Consider the following 13,981-nt stretch of genomic DNA (forward strand, 5'->3'; position numbering starts at 1 on the left):
TTTACCTCGCATTGCCAACCGGGGATTCCGGCTGCAGCTTCAGGTACAGGTAGAAGAGCACCAGGGTGATCACCACCAGCAGTGCGGCGGCGGCGCTGGCCAGGCCCCAGTTGAGGAACGACTGCACCTGCTGGATGATGAATTCGGGCAGCATCATGTTTTGCGCACCACCCAGCAGGGCCGGGGTGACGTAGTAACCGAGCGACATCACGAACACCATCAGTGCCCCGGAGAACAGCCCCGAGCGGCACAGCGGCAGGAACACCTTCCAGAAATTGGTCCACGGGCTGGCGCCGCAGATCGAGCCGGCCTGCAGCACCATCGGGTCGATGGCGTGCATGGTCGCCTGCAGCGGCAGCACGATGAACGGGATCATGATGTAGCTCATGCCGATCACCACGCCGGTCAGGTTGTGCACCATTTCCAGCGGGGCATCGATGATGCCCATGGCCATCAACGCCTTGTTGATCACCCCCGAGCTCTGCAGCAGCACCAGCCACGAGTAGGTGCGCGCCAGCAGGCTGGTCCACATCGACAGCAGCACGATGTTCAGCAACCAGCGGCCCCAGCCCTTGGGCACCAGGGTAATTGCCCAGGCCAGGGGGAAGCCCAGCAGCACGCTGATCAGGGTGACCACGCCGGCCACCGAGAAGGTGTTGAACAGCACCCGCGCATAAGCCGAGTTGGCGAACAGCTGCTCGTAGTTGCCCAGGCCCGGCGTTGGCTCCAGCACCCCGCGCAGCAACAGGCCGGCCAGCGGGGCAAAGAAGAACAGGCCAAGGAACAGCAGCGCCGGCAGCAAATTGCGGCTGCCTTTCCAGCGCTGGCTCAGGCTGACGCGACGGGGGGCCGTTCCCGGGGCGCCGGTGCCCGTGGGGGCACCTTGCGCGTTATGCAGGGCGTTGATGGCGACTTTCATTTGACCAACCACTCATTCCAGCGGGCTGCGATGGCCTGGCCGTTCTTGGCCCAGTAGGCGAAGTCGAGGGTGACCTGGTCCTGGGCGTAGGCGGTCGGCAGGTTCTGCGCGAGGTCTTTGTCCAGCTTGGCCACGCTGTCGACGTTGACCGGCGCGTAGGCGGTCTTGTTGGCGAACTCGGCCTGGCCTTCGGCGCTGCTGGCGTTGGCCAGGAACTTCATGGCCGCGTCCTTGTTCTTGGCACCTTTGGGGATGACCAGGAAGTCGGCCATGACCAAGTTCTGCTTCCAGCTCACGCCCACCGGTGCACCGTCTTGCTGCAGGGCATAGACGCGGCCGTTCCAGAACTGGCCGAGCGAGGCTTCACCCGAGGCCAGCAGTTGCTGCGACTGGGCGCCACCGCCCCACCAGACGATGTCTTTCTTGATGGTGTCCAGCTTCTTGAAGGCGCGGTCCAGGTCCAGCGGGTACAGCTTGTCGGGGGCTACGCCGTCGGCCAGCAGGGCCAATTCCAGTACGCCTGGGCTGGGCCATTTGTACAGGGCGCGCTTGCCGGGGTAGGTCTTGGTATCGAACAGTGCGGTCCAGTCCACCGGTTTGTTGGCACCGAGCTTGCCTTCGTTGTAGCCGAGCACGAAGGAGAAGAAGAACGAGCCGACGCCATGGTCGGAGACGAAGCGCGGGTCGATCTTGTCGCGCTTGATCTGGGTGAAATCGAGGGGTTCGAGCAGGCCTTCGCTGGCGGCACGCAGGGCGAAGTCGGCCTCGACGTCGACCACGTCCCACTGCACGTTGCCGCTCTCGACCATGGCCTTGAGCTTGCCATAGTCGGTAGGGCCGTCCTGGACGACCTTGATATCGGTGGCTTTGGTGAAGGGTGCGGCCCACGCTTCTTTCTGGGCGCCCTGGGTGGTACCGCCCCAGCTGACGAAGTTCAGGCTGTCGGCGGCCTGGGCGGCCTGACATGCCAGGGTCAGCAGGCTGGCGGACAGCACTGCGGTTACACGTTTGCTCAACAGCATGGTTACGCCCTCGTTGCTTTTGTTATTCGAGGCGGGGCTTGTGGTGCGCCCGCCAACAGTGTTCGGGGAGCAGCTAAAACAAAGTGTCTTGTGGCCGTTTTTGATTGTAGGTGCCGGCCTGCAGATTCAAGGTCTACGGGATATCATATTATGGTATTCCAAACTTTTGGCAAGAGGCATGAGGCTACCGGCCATCACTCCGTCCTCTGCAATTTGCCGCGAACCTTTGTAGGAGCGGCCTTGTGTCGCGAAAGGGCCGCAAAGCGGCCCCCGGATTTCAGCGTCGACACATGAATTGTCGGGGCCGCTTCGCGGCCCTTTCGCGACACAAGGCCGCTCCTACAGGGGCCTGTATCAGCTCACCAGTCCGGGCTCGAAGGGGATGCTTTGCACGACCTCCAGCTCATACCCCGCCAGCCCCGCGTATTTCAGCGGCGGGCCCAGGTGGCGCAGCTTGCCCACGCCCAGGTCCTGCAGGATCTGCGCGCCTGTACCCACCTCCGAGTACACCTTCGATTGCCCACGCTGGTAAGGCCGCACCGGCTGGGTCAGCTGCGGCACGCGCTCCAGCAGTGCCTGCGAGGACTCATGGTTGGCCAGGATCACAACCACGCCGGCGCCTTCCTCGGCCACTTTCTGCAGCGCCGCCCACAGCGTCCAGTTGGCGGGGCCGGCGTATTCGGCGCCGACCAGGTCGCGCAACGGGTCGATCACGTGCACCCGCACCAGGGTCGGCTGCTCGCGGCGGATATCGCCCATGACCATGGCCATGTGCACGCCACCTTCGATGCGGTCTTCGTAGGTGACCAGGCGGAAGGTGCCGTGTACGGTCGGCAGTTCGCGTTCGCCGATACGCTTGATGGTCTGCTCGGTGCTCAGGCGGTAGTGGATGAGGTCGGCGATGGTGCCGATCTTGATGCCATACCGGGCAGCGAACACCTCCAGGTCCGGGCGACGGGCCATGGTGCCGTCGTCGTTGAGCACTTCGACGATCACCGACGCCGGGGTGAACCCGGCCAGGCGCGCCAGGTCGCAGCCGGCTTCGGTGTGGCCGGCGCGTGTCAGCACGCCGCCTTCGCGGGCGCGCAGGGGGAAGATGTGGCCGGGTTGCACCAGGTCTTCGGGGCGGGCGTCGGGGGCCATGGCCGCCGCCACGGTACGCGCCCGGTCGGCAGCGGAAATACCGGTGGTAACGCCCGTGGCCGCCTCGATCGACACGGTGAAGGCGGTGCTGAACACGCTGCCGTTGGCCGGCACCATCTGCTCCAGGCCCAGGCGTTGGCAGTGATCGTCGGTCAGGGTCAGGCAGATCAACCCGCGCGCTTCACGGGCCATGAAGTTGATGGCCTGGGCGTCGCAACGCTCGGCGGCGATCAGCAGGTCGCCTTCGTTTTCCCGGTCCTCGTCATCCACCAGCAGGACCATCTTGCCTTGCCGGTAGTCCTCGAGAAGTTCTTCGATGGTGTTGAAAGCCATGTTGCACGCTCACTGTGGCGGGTTGATTATTATGGTATACCATCATACACAAATATCGCCGTAACAGGAGAGCAACGCATGAAGGCCTATTGGATCGCCCATGTGGACGTGACCGACCCCGAGCAATACCAGCAATACACCCAGCGCGCCCCGGCTGCCTTCAAGGCATTCGGCGGCCGTTTCCTGGCCCGTGGCGGGCGTAGCGAGGCAATGGAAGGGCGGCCTACCCCTCAGCGTAGCGTGGTGATCGAGTTCGATTCTTACGAGCAGGCGCTGGCGTGTTACCGGTCCGAGCTGTACCAGGAGGCTTTCAGCCATCGCCAGGGGGTGGCGAAGGCTGAGGTGATCATCGTCGAAGGGTTCGAGCCCTGAGTGATGGCTGCTGGCCCTATCGCCGGCAAGCCAGCTCCCACAGGTACTGCACAGTATCTGAAACCTGTGCAGTACCTGTGGGAGCTGGCTTGCCGGCGATAGGGCCATTACTGTCGAAGCAGAAACTCAAGGCATGCCAGGCAATTCATGCGGCCGCAGGTCGAACACCAGCACCTCGGCATCCACCCCATTGCCCAGCTCCAGCACCTGTTCCTGCCTCACCCGCACCCCATCCCCTTCATTCAGCACTTGCCCATTGAGCTCGATGCTGCCCCGGGCCACATGCACATAGGCATGGCGGTTTTCCGGCAAGGTCAGGGTGGCACGCTCGTCACCGTCGAACAGGCCGGCATACACCCGCGCATTCTGCCGTACCTGCAATGACCCCTCGGCGCCATCCGGCGAGATGATCAGGCGCAGCTTGCCGCGCTTTTCCTCGGCACTGAAATGCTGTTGCTGGTAACGCGGCGTTGCGCCTTGCACGTTCGGTACGATCCAGATCTGCAGGAAGTGCACCGGCTGCACCTGGCTGTGGTTGAACTCGCTGTGGGCCACGCCGTGGCCAGCGCTCATCAGTTGCACATCGCCCGGGCGGATCACCGAGCCGGTGCCCAGCGTGTCCTTGTGCTCCAGCGCGCCTTCCAGCACGTAGGAGAAAATCTCCATGTCGCGGTGCGGGTGCTGGCCAAAGCCCTTGCCGGGGATGACGCGGTCGTCGTTGAACACCAGCAGGTCCGAGAACCCTTGCTCGTCCAGGTTGCGGTAGTGGCCGAAAGAGAAGGTGTGGAACGATTTCAGCCAGCCATGAAAGGCCAGGCCGCGGTCTTTGGCGTTACGGACGGTGAGCATGGTGATTCTCCTTGAATGCCGGGGCCGGAAGGGCTGCCGTGCTGTCTATGGAGATAACTTTACTGTCACCTATTTCTTTAAAAAATAGTGTCTGGAAGGAATTACTGTCTTGTGATGCGTGACAGTTGCCCCAGGTTTTTGTAGGGCAATTCTGAGTTTTCCGCCGCTCGGTCTCTTTCTGTTTTGCCGGTGATAGCGTCGGGATTTCCATACAGGGAGTTGCTCATGACACGCATATCGATACATGGCAAAGGACAGGCACTCGATGGAGACCTCACCACCACCGGGGCGGTCTGCATAGCCAGCAGTACCAATTATCGGGGGAACGACCAGCGTGCTCTGCGCCTGGGGGACACCACGACAGAGTGCCCGGAATGCAAGAAGCCCGGTGTAATCGTTGAAGGGCTGCCTTTCTTCAACATCGAAGGAAAACCAGCTGTGGTAGACGGGGCGCTGGTCAAGTGTGGCTGTCCAGAGGGCAATAACCGGGTCATTGCAAGGTCTGCGGTTCACTCTGCGGGTGGCCGTGCAACTCAGACAGCGCCATCGTCGCCTACCACCCGGAGTTCGCCTTCCTCACCGGAGCAGACCCCAGCCCAGGCTTTCAGCGCTTTTGAACGCGACTCAATGGCAATATTGGAGCCGGGTTTCCATATCGTGCAGCGCAGCATGTCATTCGAGCAGGTGCTGCAAAGCCTGGGCGCAACAAATAACCTGCTGCCTGTCTCGCTGCTGCAACGTCTGAATCCGACCTTTCCCGAAGGGTTCAAGGCGGGCGAGATTTTTGTCCTCGGCAGCCCGAGTAGTGGCTATGCCTGCAGCTTTGAGGAGAACCAGCTGATCATGGTGGCAGAGAGGGCGCGGGAGTCGCTATCGATTCTCTCCCATGAAGAAGCCAACTTCATGATGGAACACATCGGCGAGATTGCTGGAGTGCTCAATGGGGCGAGCCAGTCGATGGGCGTGGGCAAGGACATGCTCGAACGAGGGTTGGGGCAGGTCAAGGATACGTTGAAGGGAATCGAGGCTCTGCATCAACGAGAGTTCGCGGTATATGGCCATTTGAACAGCCCGAGTTTCTTTGCTGCGCGTAGGGAGCTTTATCAGCAACTCGGGGCGCAACTGCGGATCGGTTTTTTGAACAAGGCATTAAATCTGGGCAGTCATGACACCTTGCGCCGAGACCTCGGCATCTCCACGAAAAGCGTTGTACATCACTGGAAGAAGGCAGGTGCGCCGGGGCAGATACCTGGGTATGCAACGCATCTGGACGAAGTGGCGAAGACTTCACAGTATCTCAAGTATGGAGGCTGGATCGGGATCGGGCTTGGCGGTGGCTCCTCTTATCTGAAGGTTCATGAAACTTGCCGCGCAGGTGAGACCGAAGAATGCAAGAAAATCCGATTCACAGAGACCGGGAGCTTCTCGGGTGGGTTAGCCGGGGGAATGGCAGGCGCAAAACTGGCGGCTGATGCATCCCAACTGGTTTGTGCATTTGGCATATACGGCAAAGTGGCTTGCGGAATTTTGTTGGTTGGCAGTGCTTCATTTGCTTTGAGCAAAATGGGCGAAGGTCTTGGAGAGACGACAGGTGAGTTACTGTTCGAGAAACTCTATGACTGAGTTCACAGCGTGGCCTATCAACTTGCGGCTTGCATTTCTATTGGCGCCCTTTGTCATCGGGGCTGTCGGACTTGGAGTTCACTACCGTTTAACGATGGGGAGGCGCTTTGAGGAGCTTTGCTCGGCGTTTCAGAACAGCCCGGGCCTGAAAGAAGATCTGAAATATTGGACCACGATATCGATCCGAACGAGGGCAATGATTGTTTCAGGCGTTATGCTGGGAGCAGTTTTCCCTGTGCTGGTTGTTCGTAGAGGGCTGTTGAATGCTGAAGACTGTCGGAACTGTCCTATCCCTCTCAAGCGGCGCCTGCAAATCTCCTTTTGGTGTAATGCTGTTGCATGCACATGGGTAATTGCAGCCTGGACCATCATTGAACTCGGCAAATAATAGCCATAAAGAGACCCGTCGGTCTCTTATTTGAAGTAATGAACTGCTCGATTGGAACAACCGTGGAAAGTGGAACTGCATTCGGGCCAAACCCAAGTGGCCCAGGGTCGATATCTACATCGGCGCGGACGGTGCCATAGATAGCCGCACCGATGGCAGATTCATTGAAGCCTGCGGGCCATTTCCGCCATAGAAGCAAAAGACCCGCCTAGGCGGGTCTTCTGGTCTTCGATTTACTGCAGGTGCACTTTAAGTTCGGTGCCCGCCTGGCGCATCGCCGCCTTTACCGCCGGCACCTGGCTCAGCGGGTTGAGCAAGCCATAGTCATGAATCATCCCGTTGTACCGTACCGAGGTCACAGTCACGCCAGCGGCATTCAGCTTGCGGGCATACGCCTCACCTTCATCGCGCAGCACGTCGAACTCGGCCGTCTGCACCAATGCCGGCGGCAGGCCCTTGAGTTGCTCAGTGCTGGCCCGCAGCGGTGAGGCGTAGATCTGTTCCCGTGCCTTGGCATCGGTGGTGTAGTTGTCCCAGAACCATTTCATCATCCCGGTGGTAAGGAAATGCCCCTCGGCAAACTGCTTGTACGACGCAGTTTCGAAGCTGGCATCGGTCACCGGCCACAGCAGCAGCTGGAAACGCAGGGCCGGGGTGCCGGCCTCTTTGGCTTTCAACGCCACTACTGCCGCCATGTTGCCGCCGACGCTGTTGCCGGCCACGGCCAGGCGCTTGCCGTCCACGCCAATTTCCTTGCCATGCTCGGCCACCCAGCGGGTGGCGGCGTAGGCCTGGTTGATCGCCGTCGGGTAGTGCGCTTCCGGCGATGGGGTGTAGTCGACGTAGACCGCCACTGCGCCAGAGCCAACCACCAGGTCGCGGATCAGCCGCTGGTGGGTCGGGAAATCGCCGAGCACCCAGCCGCCACCGTGGAAGAACATGAACACCGGCAGGTCACCCTTCACGTTGGCCGGGCGAACCACTTGCAGTTTGATCGACTCGCCGTTGGCCTGGATGGTGCGTTCCTTCACCTCGATACCCGAGAGTTCGACCTTTACCGAGGCCTGGGCACCGGTCAGCACCGCGCGGGCGTCTTTCGGGCTGAGCTGCTCCAGTGGCTTGCCGCCGCCTTGTTCCAGGGCTTCGAGGAAGGCCTGGGTGTGCTGTTCGATACCCGGGCTGCCAGCGGCGAAGGCGCTGGAAACGGACAGGGCCAGAAGGGAAGCGGTAAGGGTTTTGTGGACAATGTTCATGAGCGAATCCTTTTCTGTTGAATGTTGGTAATGGGCGTCTTGCCTGGCCTTCAGGGCCATCGCTGCGACTTGTGCGTAGATTAGGGAGATGCGCTGATGGGAAAAAGCCGCTATAAAGCGTTTGACTGTCACCAAGAGCGAGACAATGAACCCTTACGAAGATATGCGCATCTTTGCCCAGGTCATGGAGGCTGGCAGTTTCACCGCTGCGGCCGACCGCCTGGGGATGTCCAAGCAATCGGTCAGCCGGCGCCTGATGCAGCTGGAGGAGCGCCTGGGCGTGCGCCTGCTCAATCGCTCCACCCGGCGCCTGGACGCCACGCCGCTGGGCCAGCACTACTACCAGTCGGCGCTGCGCCTGCTCGGCGAAGTGCAGCAGGTGGAGCACGACATCAGCGGCCAGGCCCAGGCCTTGCGTGGCACCTTGCGCCTGAGTGCGCCGCTGTCGTTCGCCATGGCGCACCTGGGCTGCCTGCTGACCGAGTTTCTGCAGTTGCACCCGCAGGTGGATGTGGAAGTGGACTTGAGCGACCGCGCTGTTGACCTGATCGGCGAGGGCTATGACCTGGCGCTACGGATTGGTGCGCTGGAGGACTCCAGCCTGATTGCGCGGCGCATTGCCAGTGTCGAGCGGGTGTATTGCGCGAGCCCGGCGTATCTGGAAGCGCGGGGCGTGCCGGCCAGACCGGAGCAGTTGGCTGGGCATGATTGTCTGCCATATGGGCATTCGCGGCAGGTGCAGTGGCAGTTCAGCCAGGGCGGCAAGGCACAGGCGATCCAGGTGGCCGGGCGGATGCGGGCGAACAATGGCGAGCTGCTAAGGGATGCGGCGATTGCCGGGATGGGGGTGACTTATCTGCCAACCTTCATCGTGGGCCAGGCACTGGCGGATGGGCGACTGGTGACGGTGCTGGATGAGTGGCGACCGCCGGCGCTGCAGCTGTCGGCGGTGTACCCGCAGCACCGACAGGTGGCGCGGCCGGTGCAGGGTTTTGTGAACTTCCTGCGCGAGCGGTTGGAGCAGCTCTGACCTTCGGTATTAGAGTGGGCGTCTTCGCGGGTAAAGTTCCGCATCGGGCTCGGCATTCCCTGCCGCGAAGCGCCGCCCGGTCTCACAGACGCTGCAAAACCGCCGGCCTGATCTCACCTCACTCATACCCCTGCGCCCCGGCAATATGCCGCCCGGCCACATAGCCAAAGGTCAATGCCGGCCCCAGGTTGATGCCACCCGACGGATACCAGCCGCCAAACACGCTGGCCATATCGGTACCCGCCGCATACAGGCCAGCAATCGGCTGCCCAGCCTCATCCAGCACCCGGGCATTGCCGTCGGTGCGCAGCCCGGCAAAGGTGCCAAAGCAGCCGGGCTGCACCTTCACCGCATAGAACGGCCCCTGCTCGATGGGTGCCACGCAAGGGTTTGGCCCCTTGTGCTGCGGGTCACCCTGCTTGCGGTTGAACGGTGTGGAACCACGACCGAACGCTGGGTCCTGGCCGTTGCGGGCATGGTTGTTGAAATCGCTGACCGTGGCGCGCAGCCCTACCGGGTCGATGCCGCAGGCCTCGGCCAGCTGCTCAAGGGTGACACCCCGCTTGAGATAGCCGCTGCGCACGTGCGGCCACACCGGCAGTGGCTTCGGGCGGGCGTGGCCCAGGCCGTAGCGGCGCAGGAAGCGGTGGTCACAAACCAGCCACGAACACACCTCTTCGCCCTGCGGCACCGCCGCGACCATCGCTGACACATAGTCGTAATAGCCATGCGCTTCGTTGACGAAACGCTTGCCGTCGGCCAGCACGCCGATGATGCCCGGTTTGCCGCGTTCGATGATGTGCGGGAAGTGGCCGACACTGCCGTCGCGGTGCGGCACTCGCGAAACCGGCGCCCAGGCCACCGGCGACTTCAGGTCGGTGGCGACCACACCGCCGGCCGATTCGCCCAAGCGCAGGCCGTCGCCCGAACAACCCTTGGGGGGCAGGGCCAGGTTGTCGTGGCCGCTGGCATCGCGCGGGAACAGTTGCCGGCGGCGGGCGTTGTCGTTGGGGAAACCACCCGCCGCGAGCACCACGGCCTTGGCACGGATCAGTTGCTCGCCCTGCGGTGTAGCCACCAGCGCCCCCCGCACCTGGCCATCCTCGACCAGCAGGCGTTTGGCCGGTGCCGACTCCTGCAGGCGCACGCCCAGGTCCTGCGCCGACCTGGCCAGGCGGGCCACCAGCGCCACGCCGTTGACCAGGTGCATCGCCCGGCCATACCGGGCCAGGTGGTAAAGGTGGCGGCCAAAGCGTTTGCACACGTGCAGCAAGGCCTTGGGCGAGCGGGTCATGTTGAGGAACGCGGCAAGGTCGGCACCCGCCATTATCGGCATGCCCATGAATGAGGTTTCGCGCATGGTCTTGCGCAGGCGTGGCAGCAGCGCACCCACCTCGCGGGCGTCATAGGGCGCGGCAATCACCTGGTGCCCGCCCTGGGCCGCGCCCGGTGTGTCGCCATGCATGTCGGGGATGCCGTTGCCGTCGGCAAACTGCAGCGCTGTGTGCTTTTCGAAAAACGCCACCATGTGCGGGCAGGCTTCGAGGAAGGCGTCGACGCGTTCGGCGTTGTAATACGCCCCCAGTTCATTGCGCAGGTAGGTACGCGGCTGCTCGATGTCTTCCTCGATGCCGGCCCGGCGTGCCAGCGGGTTGCGCGGGACCCAGGCCCAGCCGCCGGACCAGGCGGTGGCGCCGCCGAACACTGGCTCCTTCTCCACCACGATCACCTTCTGCCCATGCCACGCAGCCGTCACGGCCGCAGCCAGCCCGGCGGCACCAGAACCTATGACCAGTACATCGCATTCGGTTTCGTAGGGAGCGGAAGGCATTGCGGGATTCCTGTATTGTTATTGGAACAAGGTTCCACATTCTTATTGGCAGCGAATCGGCCCGCAAGGGTGTGGCGGCCCTGCCGGGCAAGTAATGGGCGATAACCGGACAGTTCGTGTCGCTCTGGCTGCAGCGGCTATCGGCGGTGTGGAATCATCTTCTAGAATTCGCAAAAATTTCAGGGACCTGTGTCATGGCTGGTAGTCAGATCGAACGCGCCTTCAGTCTTGTAGAAAGCCTCACCGGTGAACCGCAAGGGCTGCCGTTGCAAACCCTGGCCGAGCGCCTGGACATCCCCAAGAGCGCCACCCATCGCATGCTCACCGAGTTGGTGCGGCTGGGCTATGTGCGGCAGAACCGGGACAACAGCCGCTACCAGCTGTCGGCCAAGTTGGTGGCGTTGGGCTTCCGTTACCTTGCCAGCAGCGGTGCCGACATCATTCAGCCGATTCTCGACCGCCTGGCCCAGGACAGCGGCGAACTGGTGCGCCTTGGCGTGATCGACGGTGCCCGCCAGACCTGGATCGCCAAGTCCCAGGGCGCCCGCTCCGGGCTGCGCTACGACCCGGACATGGGCCGCGACGCACCGCTGTTCTATACCGCGTCCGGGCATGCCTGGCTGGCCAGCCAGGACGATGAGCAGGCGCTGCAGATGGTATTGCGCCAGGGCATTGCCGACCCGGCGCAGTTCGGCCCGAATGCGCCGCGCTCCACCGACGAGTTGCTCACCTACCTGCGCCGCGCCCGCGAGCGCGGTTATGCCTGGGTCGAGGAAACCTCGGCCATCGGCACCTCGGCCCTGGCTGCGGTGGTGCGCCGCCCGCAAAGTGACGAGGTGATCGGTGTGCTGAGCATCGCCGGGCCCAGTGCGCGCCTGGCGCAAAGCCGCCTGGCAGAACTGGCGCCGCTGTTGCTGGCGGCGGCAGAGGAACTGTCGGCGGCCAGCCGGGCCAGTGAGTTGTTCGCCTGAAGGTGCATTTCCGGTCGATTACCGCACACTCTGTTCTACAGCTTCTTCTGAAAAGCTGAACCTGGTTCTAAATTGTTCAATGTGGATTGTGGAATCGGATTCCGGAATCAGCATCACAACAATGACAAGAGGACAGGCTGTTGAACGTACCCCTTCGTATTGCCTTGATCGGCGCCGGCATCATGGGCCGCCAGCATTACCAGCATTTGCTAAATGTGCCGCAGGCCCAGCTGTGCGCGGTGGCCGACCCGGGCCCGCAGGCCGAGGCCTTTGCCGCCGAATGCGGCGTGCCCTGTTTTGCCGACCACCGCCAGATGCTGGAGCACGCGCGCCCCCAGGCAGTGATCGTCGCCAACCCGAACAACCTGCATGTCGCCACCGCCCTGGACTGCGTCGAGGCCGGTATACCGGTGCTGGTCGAAAAACCGGTGGGCGTGCACCTGGATGAAGTCCGCGCGCTGGTGGAAGCCTCGCGCCGCCATAATGTGCCTGTGCTGGTCGGCCATCACCGCCGGCACAACCCGCTTATCGCCAAGGCTCACCAGGTGATTGCCGACGGCAAGCTGGGCCGGCTGATCAACGTCACCGCACTGTGGCAATTGCAAAAGCCCGACAGCTATTTCGAAACCCCCTGGCGCCGCGAGCCGGGCGCTGGCTTCTTGCTGACCAACCTGATCCATGACCTCGACCTGCTGCGCCACCTGTGTGGCGAGGTGGTACAGGTGCAGGCATTCACCCGCAACGATGTGCGCGGTTTTGCCAACGAAGACAGCGCCGCGGTACTACTGCAGTTCGCCAATGGCGCATTGGGCAGCCTGACTGGCTCCGACGCGGTGGCCGCGCCATGGAGTTGGGAGCTGGACTCCGGCGAAAGCCCGGTCTACCCGCGCCAGGATGGCCAGCCGTGCTACCTGCTGGCCGGCGCCCAGGGGGCCCTGAGCATTCCGCAACTCAAGCGCTGGCACTACGCCGAGGTCGGGTCGGGCTGGCACACGCCGTTGTTGCAGAGCGAGGAAAGCATCCCCGCCGGCGAGGCATTGACCTTGCAGCTGCAACACTTCGTGCGGGTTGCCCGGGGTGAACAGGCGCCGCTGATCGATGCCGCCGACGGTGGCCGTACCCTGGCGCTGATCGAGGCGATCCGCCAGGCCGCGGAAACTGGCCGGGCCTGTGCGCCCGAGCACATTGCTTGACTTGTCTGGTGACGATAATGACTGAGCGAATTTTCTCCCTGGCGGCCCTGACGGTACTCGAGCTGTCCCCGCCGGACATGGTCGAGGCAGCAGCCCGCGCCGGTTACAGCCACGTTGGCCTGCGCCTGGTGCCCGCCACCGAGCAGGAACAGCACTTCCCGCTGGTGGCCGACGCCGGCCTGCGCCGGCAGACCCAGGCGCGCCTGCGCGACACGGGCATCAAGGTGCTCGACCTCGAGATCCTGAGGCTGAAGCCGGAAACCTGTGTAGCCGATTTCGAGCCGATCCTGGCGGTGGGCGCCGAGCTGGGCGGCACGGAGCTGCTGGTGGCTGGCAACGACCCGGATGAAGCGCGGCTGACCGAGCGCTTTGCTGCGTTGTGTGACCTGGCGGCGGGGTATGGCATTCATCCGCATCTGGAGTTCATGCCTTGGACTGATGTGCGTGACCTGCGCCAGGCCATGCGGGTGGTGGCCAATGCTGACCGCGCCAATGGCTGTGTGTTGGTGGATGCCTTCCACTTCAACCGCTCCGGCTCTTCGCTGGACGATGTGGCACAACTGGCGCCGCAGCGCATGCGTTATGCCCAGCTGTGCGACGTTGCCGGCCCGGTGCCGGCCGACATGGACGAGATCCTGCGCCAGGCACGCAACGAGCGGCGCTTCCCGGGCGAGGGCGATGCCGATCTGGTCGGCCTGCTGCGCGGCTTGCCGCCAAGTGTGCCGTTGAGCCTGGAGATCCCCACGCGGCAGTTGCTGGAACAGGGCATGAGCGGCGAACAGCGTGCGCGCATGGCGCTGGAGAAGGCCATGGCAGTACTGGCCAGAATCTGATTGATAGAACGCGGCGCATGGCACGGGCTATCGCCCGTGTTCGCGGGCAAGCCCGCTCCCACACGTACTGCGCAAGCCTGGAACATGGCGCCACCTGGGAGCAACTGTTTTGCTCAAATTTCAAAAGGTGGCGCGATCCCTGTGGGAGCGGCCTTGTGTCGCGAAAGGGCCGCAACGCGGCCCCAGGATTGATGCGCAACAGTTGAAATTGCTGGGGCTGC

Annotated in this window: 12 protein-coding genes; 6 read left to right on the top strand and 6 right to left on the bottom strand. The window is 63.0% G+C overall.

What is annotated here, in order from left to right; genetic code table 11:
* Window position 1: 1 nt before the first annotated feature.
* From ACGLHT_RS27565 to ribBA, 3 genes are all read right to left on the bottom strand, one after another.
* Window positions 2–919, bottom strand: coding sequence for an ABC transporter permease (locus ACGLHT_RS27565; RefSeq protein ID WP_015270844.1), 918 nt, complete (start codon window positions 917–919; stop codon window positions 2–4).
* A complete protein-coding gene (locus ACGLHT_RS27570; protein WP_274120600.1) occupies window positions 916–1,941 on the bottom strand; it encodes an ABC transporter substrate-binding protein in 1,026 nt (341 codons plus the stop codon). Before ACGLHT_RS27570 ends, ACGLHT_RS27565 begins: the two co-directional genes overlap by 4 nt.
* 354 nt (window positions 1,942–2,295) lie before the next feature.
* Window positions 2,296–3,417 (bottom strand): bifunctional 3,4-dihydroxy-2-butanone-4-phosphate synthase/GTP cyclohydrolase II, encoded by a 1,122-nt coding sequence (ribBA, locus tag ACGLHT_RS27575; protein WP_137164322.1) that lies wholly within the window; start codon window positions 3,415–3,417, stop codon window positions 2,296–2,298.
* A 78-nt stretch (window positions 3,418–3,495) separates the two neighbouring features.
* Here ribBA and ACGLHT_RS27580 point away from each other — a divergent pair, with 78 nt between their 5' ends.
* Window positions 3,496–3,789: a DUF1330 domain-containing protein gene (locus ACGLHT_RS27580; protein ID WP_274079875.1), complete on the top strand. Its 294-nt coding sequence runs from the start codon at window positions 3,496–3,498 to the stop codon at window positions 3,787–3,789.
* Between the two features lie 126 nt (window positions 3,790–3,915).
* On the opposite strand, the gene ACGLHT_RS27585 is transcribed toward ACGLHT_RS27580, so the two are convergent.
* Window positions 3,916–4,638, bottom strand: coding sequence for a pirin family protein (locus tag ACGLHT_RS27585; RefSeq protein WP_274120987.1), 723 nt, complete (start codon window positions 4,636–4,638; stop codon window positions 3,916–3,918).
* A gap of 225 nt (window positions 4,639–4,863) precedes the next feature.
* Between ACGLHT_RS27585 and ACGLHT_RS27590 the strand changes: the two genes are divergently transcribed.
* The gene (locus ACGLHT_RS27590; protein WP_137164321.1) at window positions 4,864–6,261 is read left to right on the top strand and encodes a PAAR domain-containing protein; all 1,398 of its coding nucleotides are present in this window, start codon (window positions 4,864–4,866) and stop codon (window positions 6,259–6,261) included.
* Window positions 6,262–6,882: 621 nt separating this feature from the next.
* Here the strand turns inward: ACGLHT_RS27590 and ACGLHT_RS27595 are convergent.
* Window positions 6,883–7,902 carry an alpha/beta hydrolase gene (locus tag ACGLHT_RS27595; protein ID WP_274079872.1) on the bottom strand — a complete coding sequence of 340 codons (1,020 nt, stop codon included), beginning with the start codon at window positions 7,900–7,902 and terminating at the stop codon, window positions 6,883–6,885.
* Between the two features lie 145 nt (window positions 7,903–8,047).
* Between ACGLHT_RS27595 and ACGLHT_RS27600 the strand changes: the two genes are divergently transcribed.
* Entirely contained in the window at window positions 8,048–8,932 is an 885-nt protein-coding gene (locus tag ACGLHT_RS27600) for a LysR family transcriptional regulator (RefSeq protein ID WP_274079871.1), read from the top strand.
* 118 nt (window positions 8,933–9,050) lie between these two features.
* On the opposite strand, the gene ACGLHT_RS27605 is transcribed toward ACGLHT_RS27600, so the two are convergent.
* On the bottom strand, window positions 9,051–10,763 hold the full coding sequence (locus ACGLHT_RS27605; RefSeq protein WP_274079870.1) for an FAD-dependent oxidoreductase: 1,713 nt from the start codon (window positions 10,761–10,763) through the stop codon (window positions 9,051–9,053).
* Window positions 10,764–10,957: 194 nt separating this feature from the next.
* On the opposite strand from ACGLHT_RS27605, the gene ACGLHT_RS27610 reads away from it, so the two are divergent.
* The 3 genes from ACGLHT_RS27610 (at window position 10,958) to ACGLHT_RS27620 (ending at window position 13,760) form a co-directional block, all read left to right on the top strand.
* Window positions 10,958–11,734 (top strand): IclR family transcriptional regulator, encoded by a 777-nt coding sequence (locus ACGLHT_RS27610; protein ID WP_274120988.1) that lies wholly within the window; start codon window positions 10,958–10,960, stop codon window positions 11,732–11,734.
* 140 nt (window positions 11,735–11,874) lie between these two features.
* Window positions 11,875–12,927, top strand: coding sequence for a Gfo/Idh/MocA family protein (locus tag ACGLHT_RS27615; RefSeq protein WP_274120989.1), 1,053 nt, complete (start codon window positions 11,875–11,877; stop codon window positions 12,925–12,927).
* 17 nt (window positions 12,928–12,944) lie between these two features.
* Entirely contained in the window at window positions 12,945–13,760 is an 816-nt protein-coding gene (locus ACGLHT_RS27620; RefSeq protein ID WP_274120990.1) for a sugar phosphate isomerase/epimerase, read from the top strand.
* The last annotated feature ends 221 nt before the right edge of the window (window positions 13,761–13,981 follow it).

The organism is Pseudomonas sp. PsB, assembly GCF_043658375.1.
Classification (GTDB): domain Bacteria; phylum Pseudomonadota; class Gammaproteobacteria; order Pseudomonadales; family Pseudomonadaceae; genus Aquipseudomonas; species Aquipseudomonas putida_Z.

Bases quoted from the DNA above. Each gene is read 5' to 3' on its own strand.
- ACGLHT_RS27565 (WP_015270844.1), bottom strand. From the start codon at position 919: ATGAAAGTCGCCATCAACGCCCTGCATAACGCGCAAGGTGCCCCCACG.
- ACGLHT_RS27570 (WP_274120600.1), bottom strand. From the start codon at position 1,941: ATGCTGTTGAGCAAACGTGTAACCGCAGTGCTGTCCGCCAGCCTGCTG.
- ribBA (WP_137164322.1), bottom strand. From the start codon at position 3,417: ATGGCTTTCAACACCATCGAAGAACTTCTCGAGGACTACCGGCAAGGC.
- ACGLHT_RS27580 (WP_274079875.1), top strand. From the start codon at position 3,496: ATGAAGGCCTATTGGATCGCCCATGTGGACGTGACCGACCCCGAGCAA.
- ACGLHT_RS27585 (WP_274120987.1), bottom strand. From the start codon at position 4,638: ATGCTCACCGTCCGTAACGCCAAAGACCGCGGCCTGGCCTTTCATGGC.
- ACGLHT_RS27590 (WP_137164321.1), top strand. From the start codon at position 4,864: ATGACACGCATATCGATACATGGCAAAGGACAGGCACTCGATGGAGAC.
- ACGLHT_RS27595 (WP_274079872.1), bottom strand. From the start codon at position 7,902: ATGAACATTGTCCACAAAACCCTTACCGCTTCCCTTCTGGCCCTGTCC.
- ACGLHT_RS27600 (WP_274079871.1), top strand. From the start codon at position 8,048: ATGAACCCTTACGAAGATATGCGCATCTTTGCCCAGGTCATGGAGGCT.
- ACGLHT_RS27605 (WP_274079870.1), bottom strand. From the start codon at position 10,763: ATGCCTTCCGCTCCCTACGAAACCGAATGCGATGTACTGGTCATAGGT.
- ACGLHT_RS27610 (WP_274120988.1), top strand. From the start codon at position 10,958: ATGGCTGGTAGTCAGATCGAACGCGCCTTCAGTCTTGTAGAAAGCCTC.
- ACGLHT_RS27620 (WP_274120990.1), top strand. From the start codon at position 12,945: ATGACTGAGCGAATTTTCTCCCTGGCGGCCCTGACGGTACTCGAGCTG.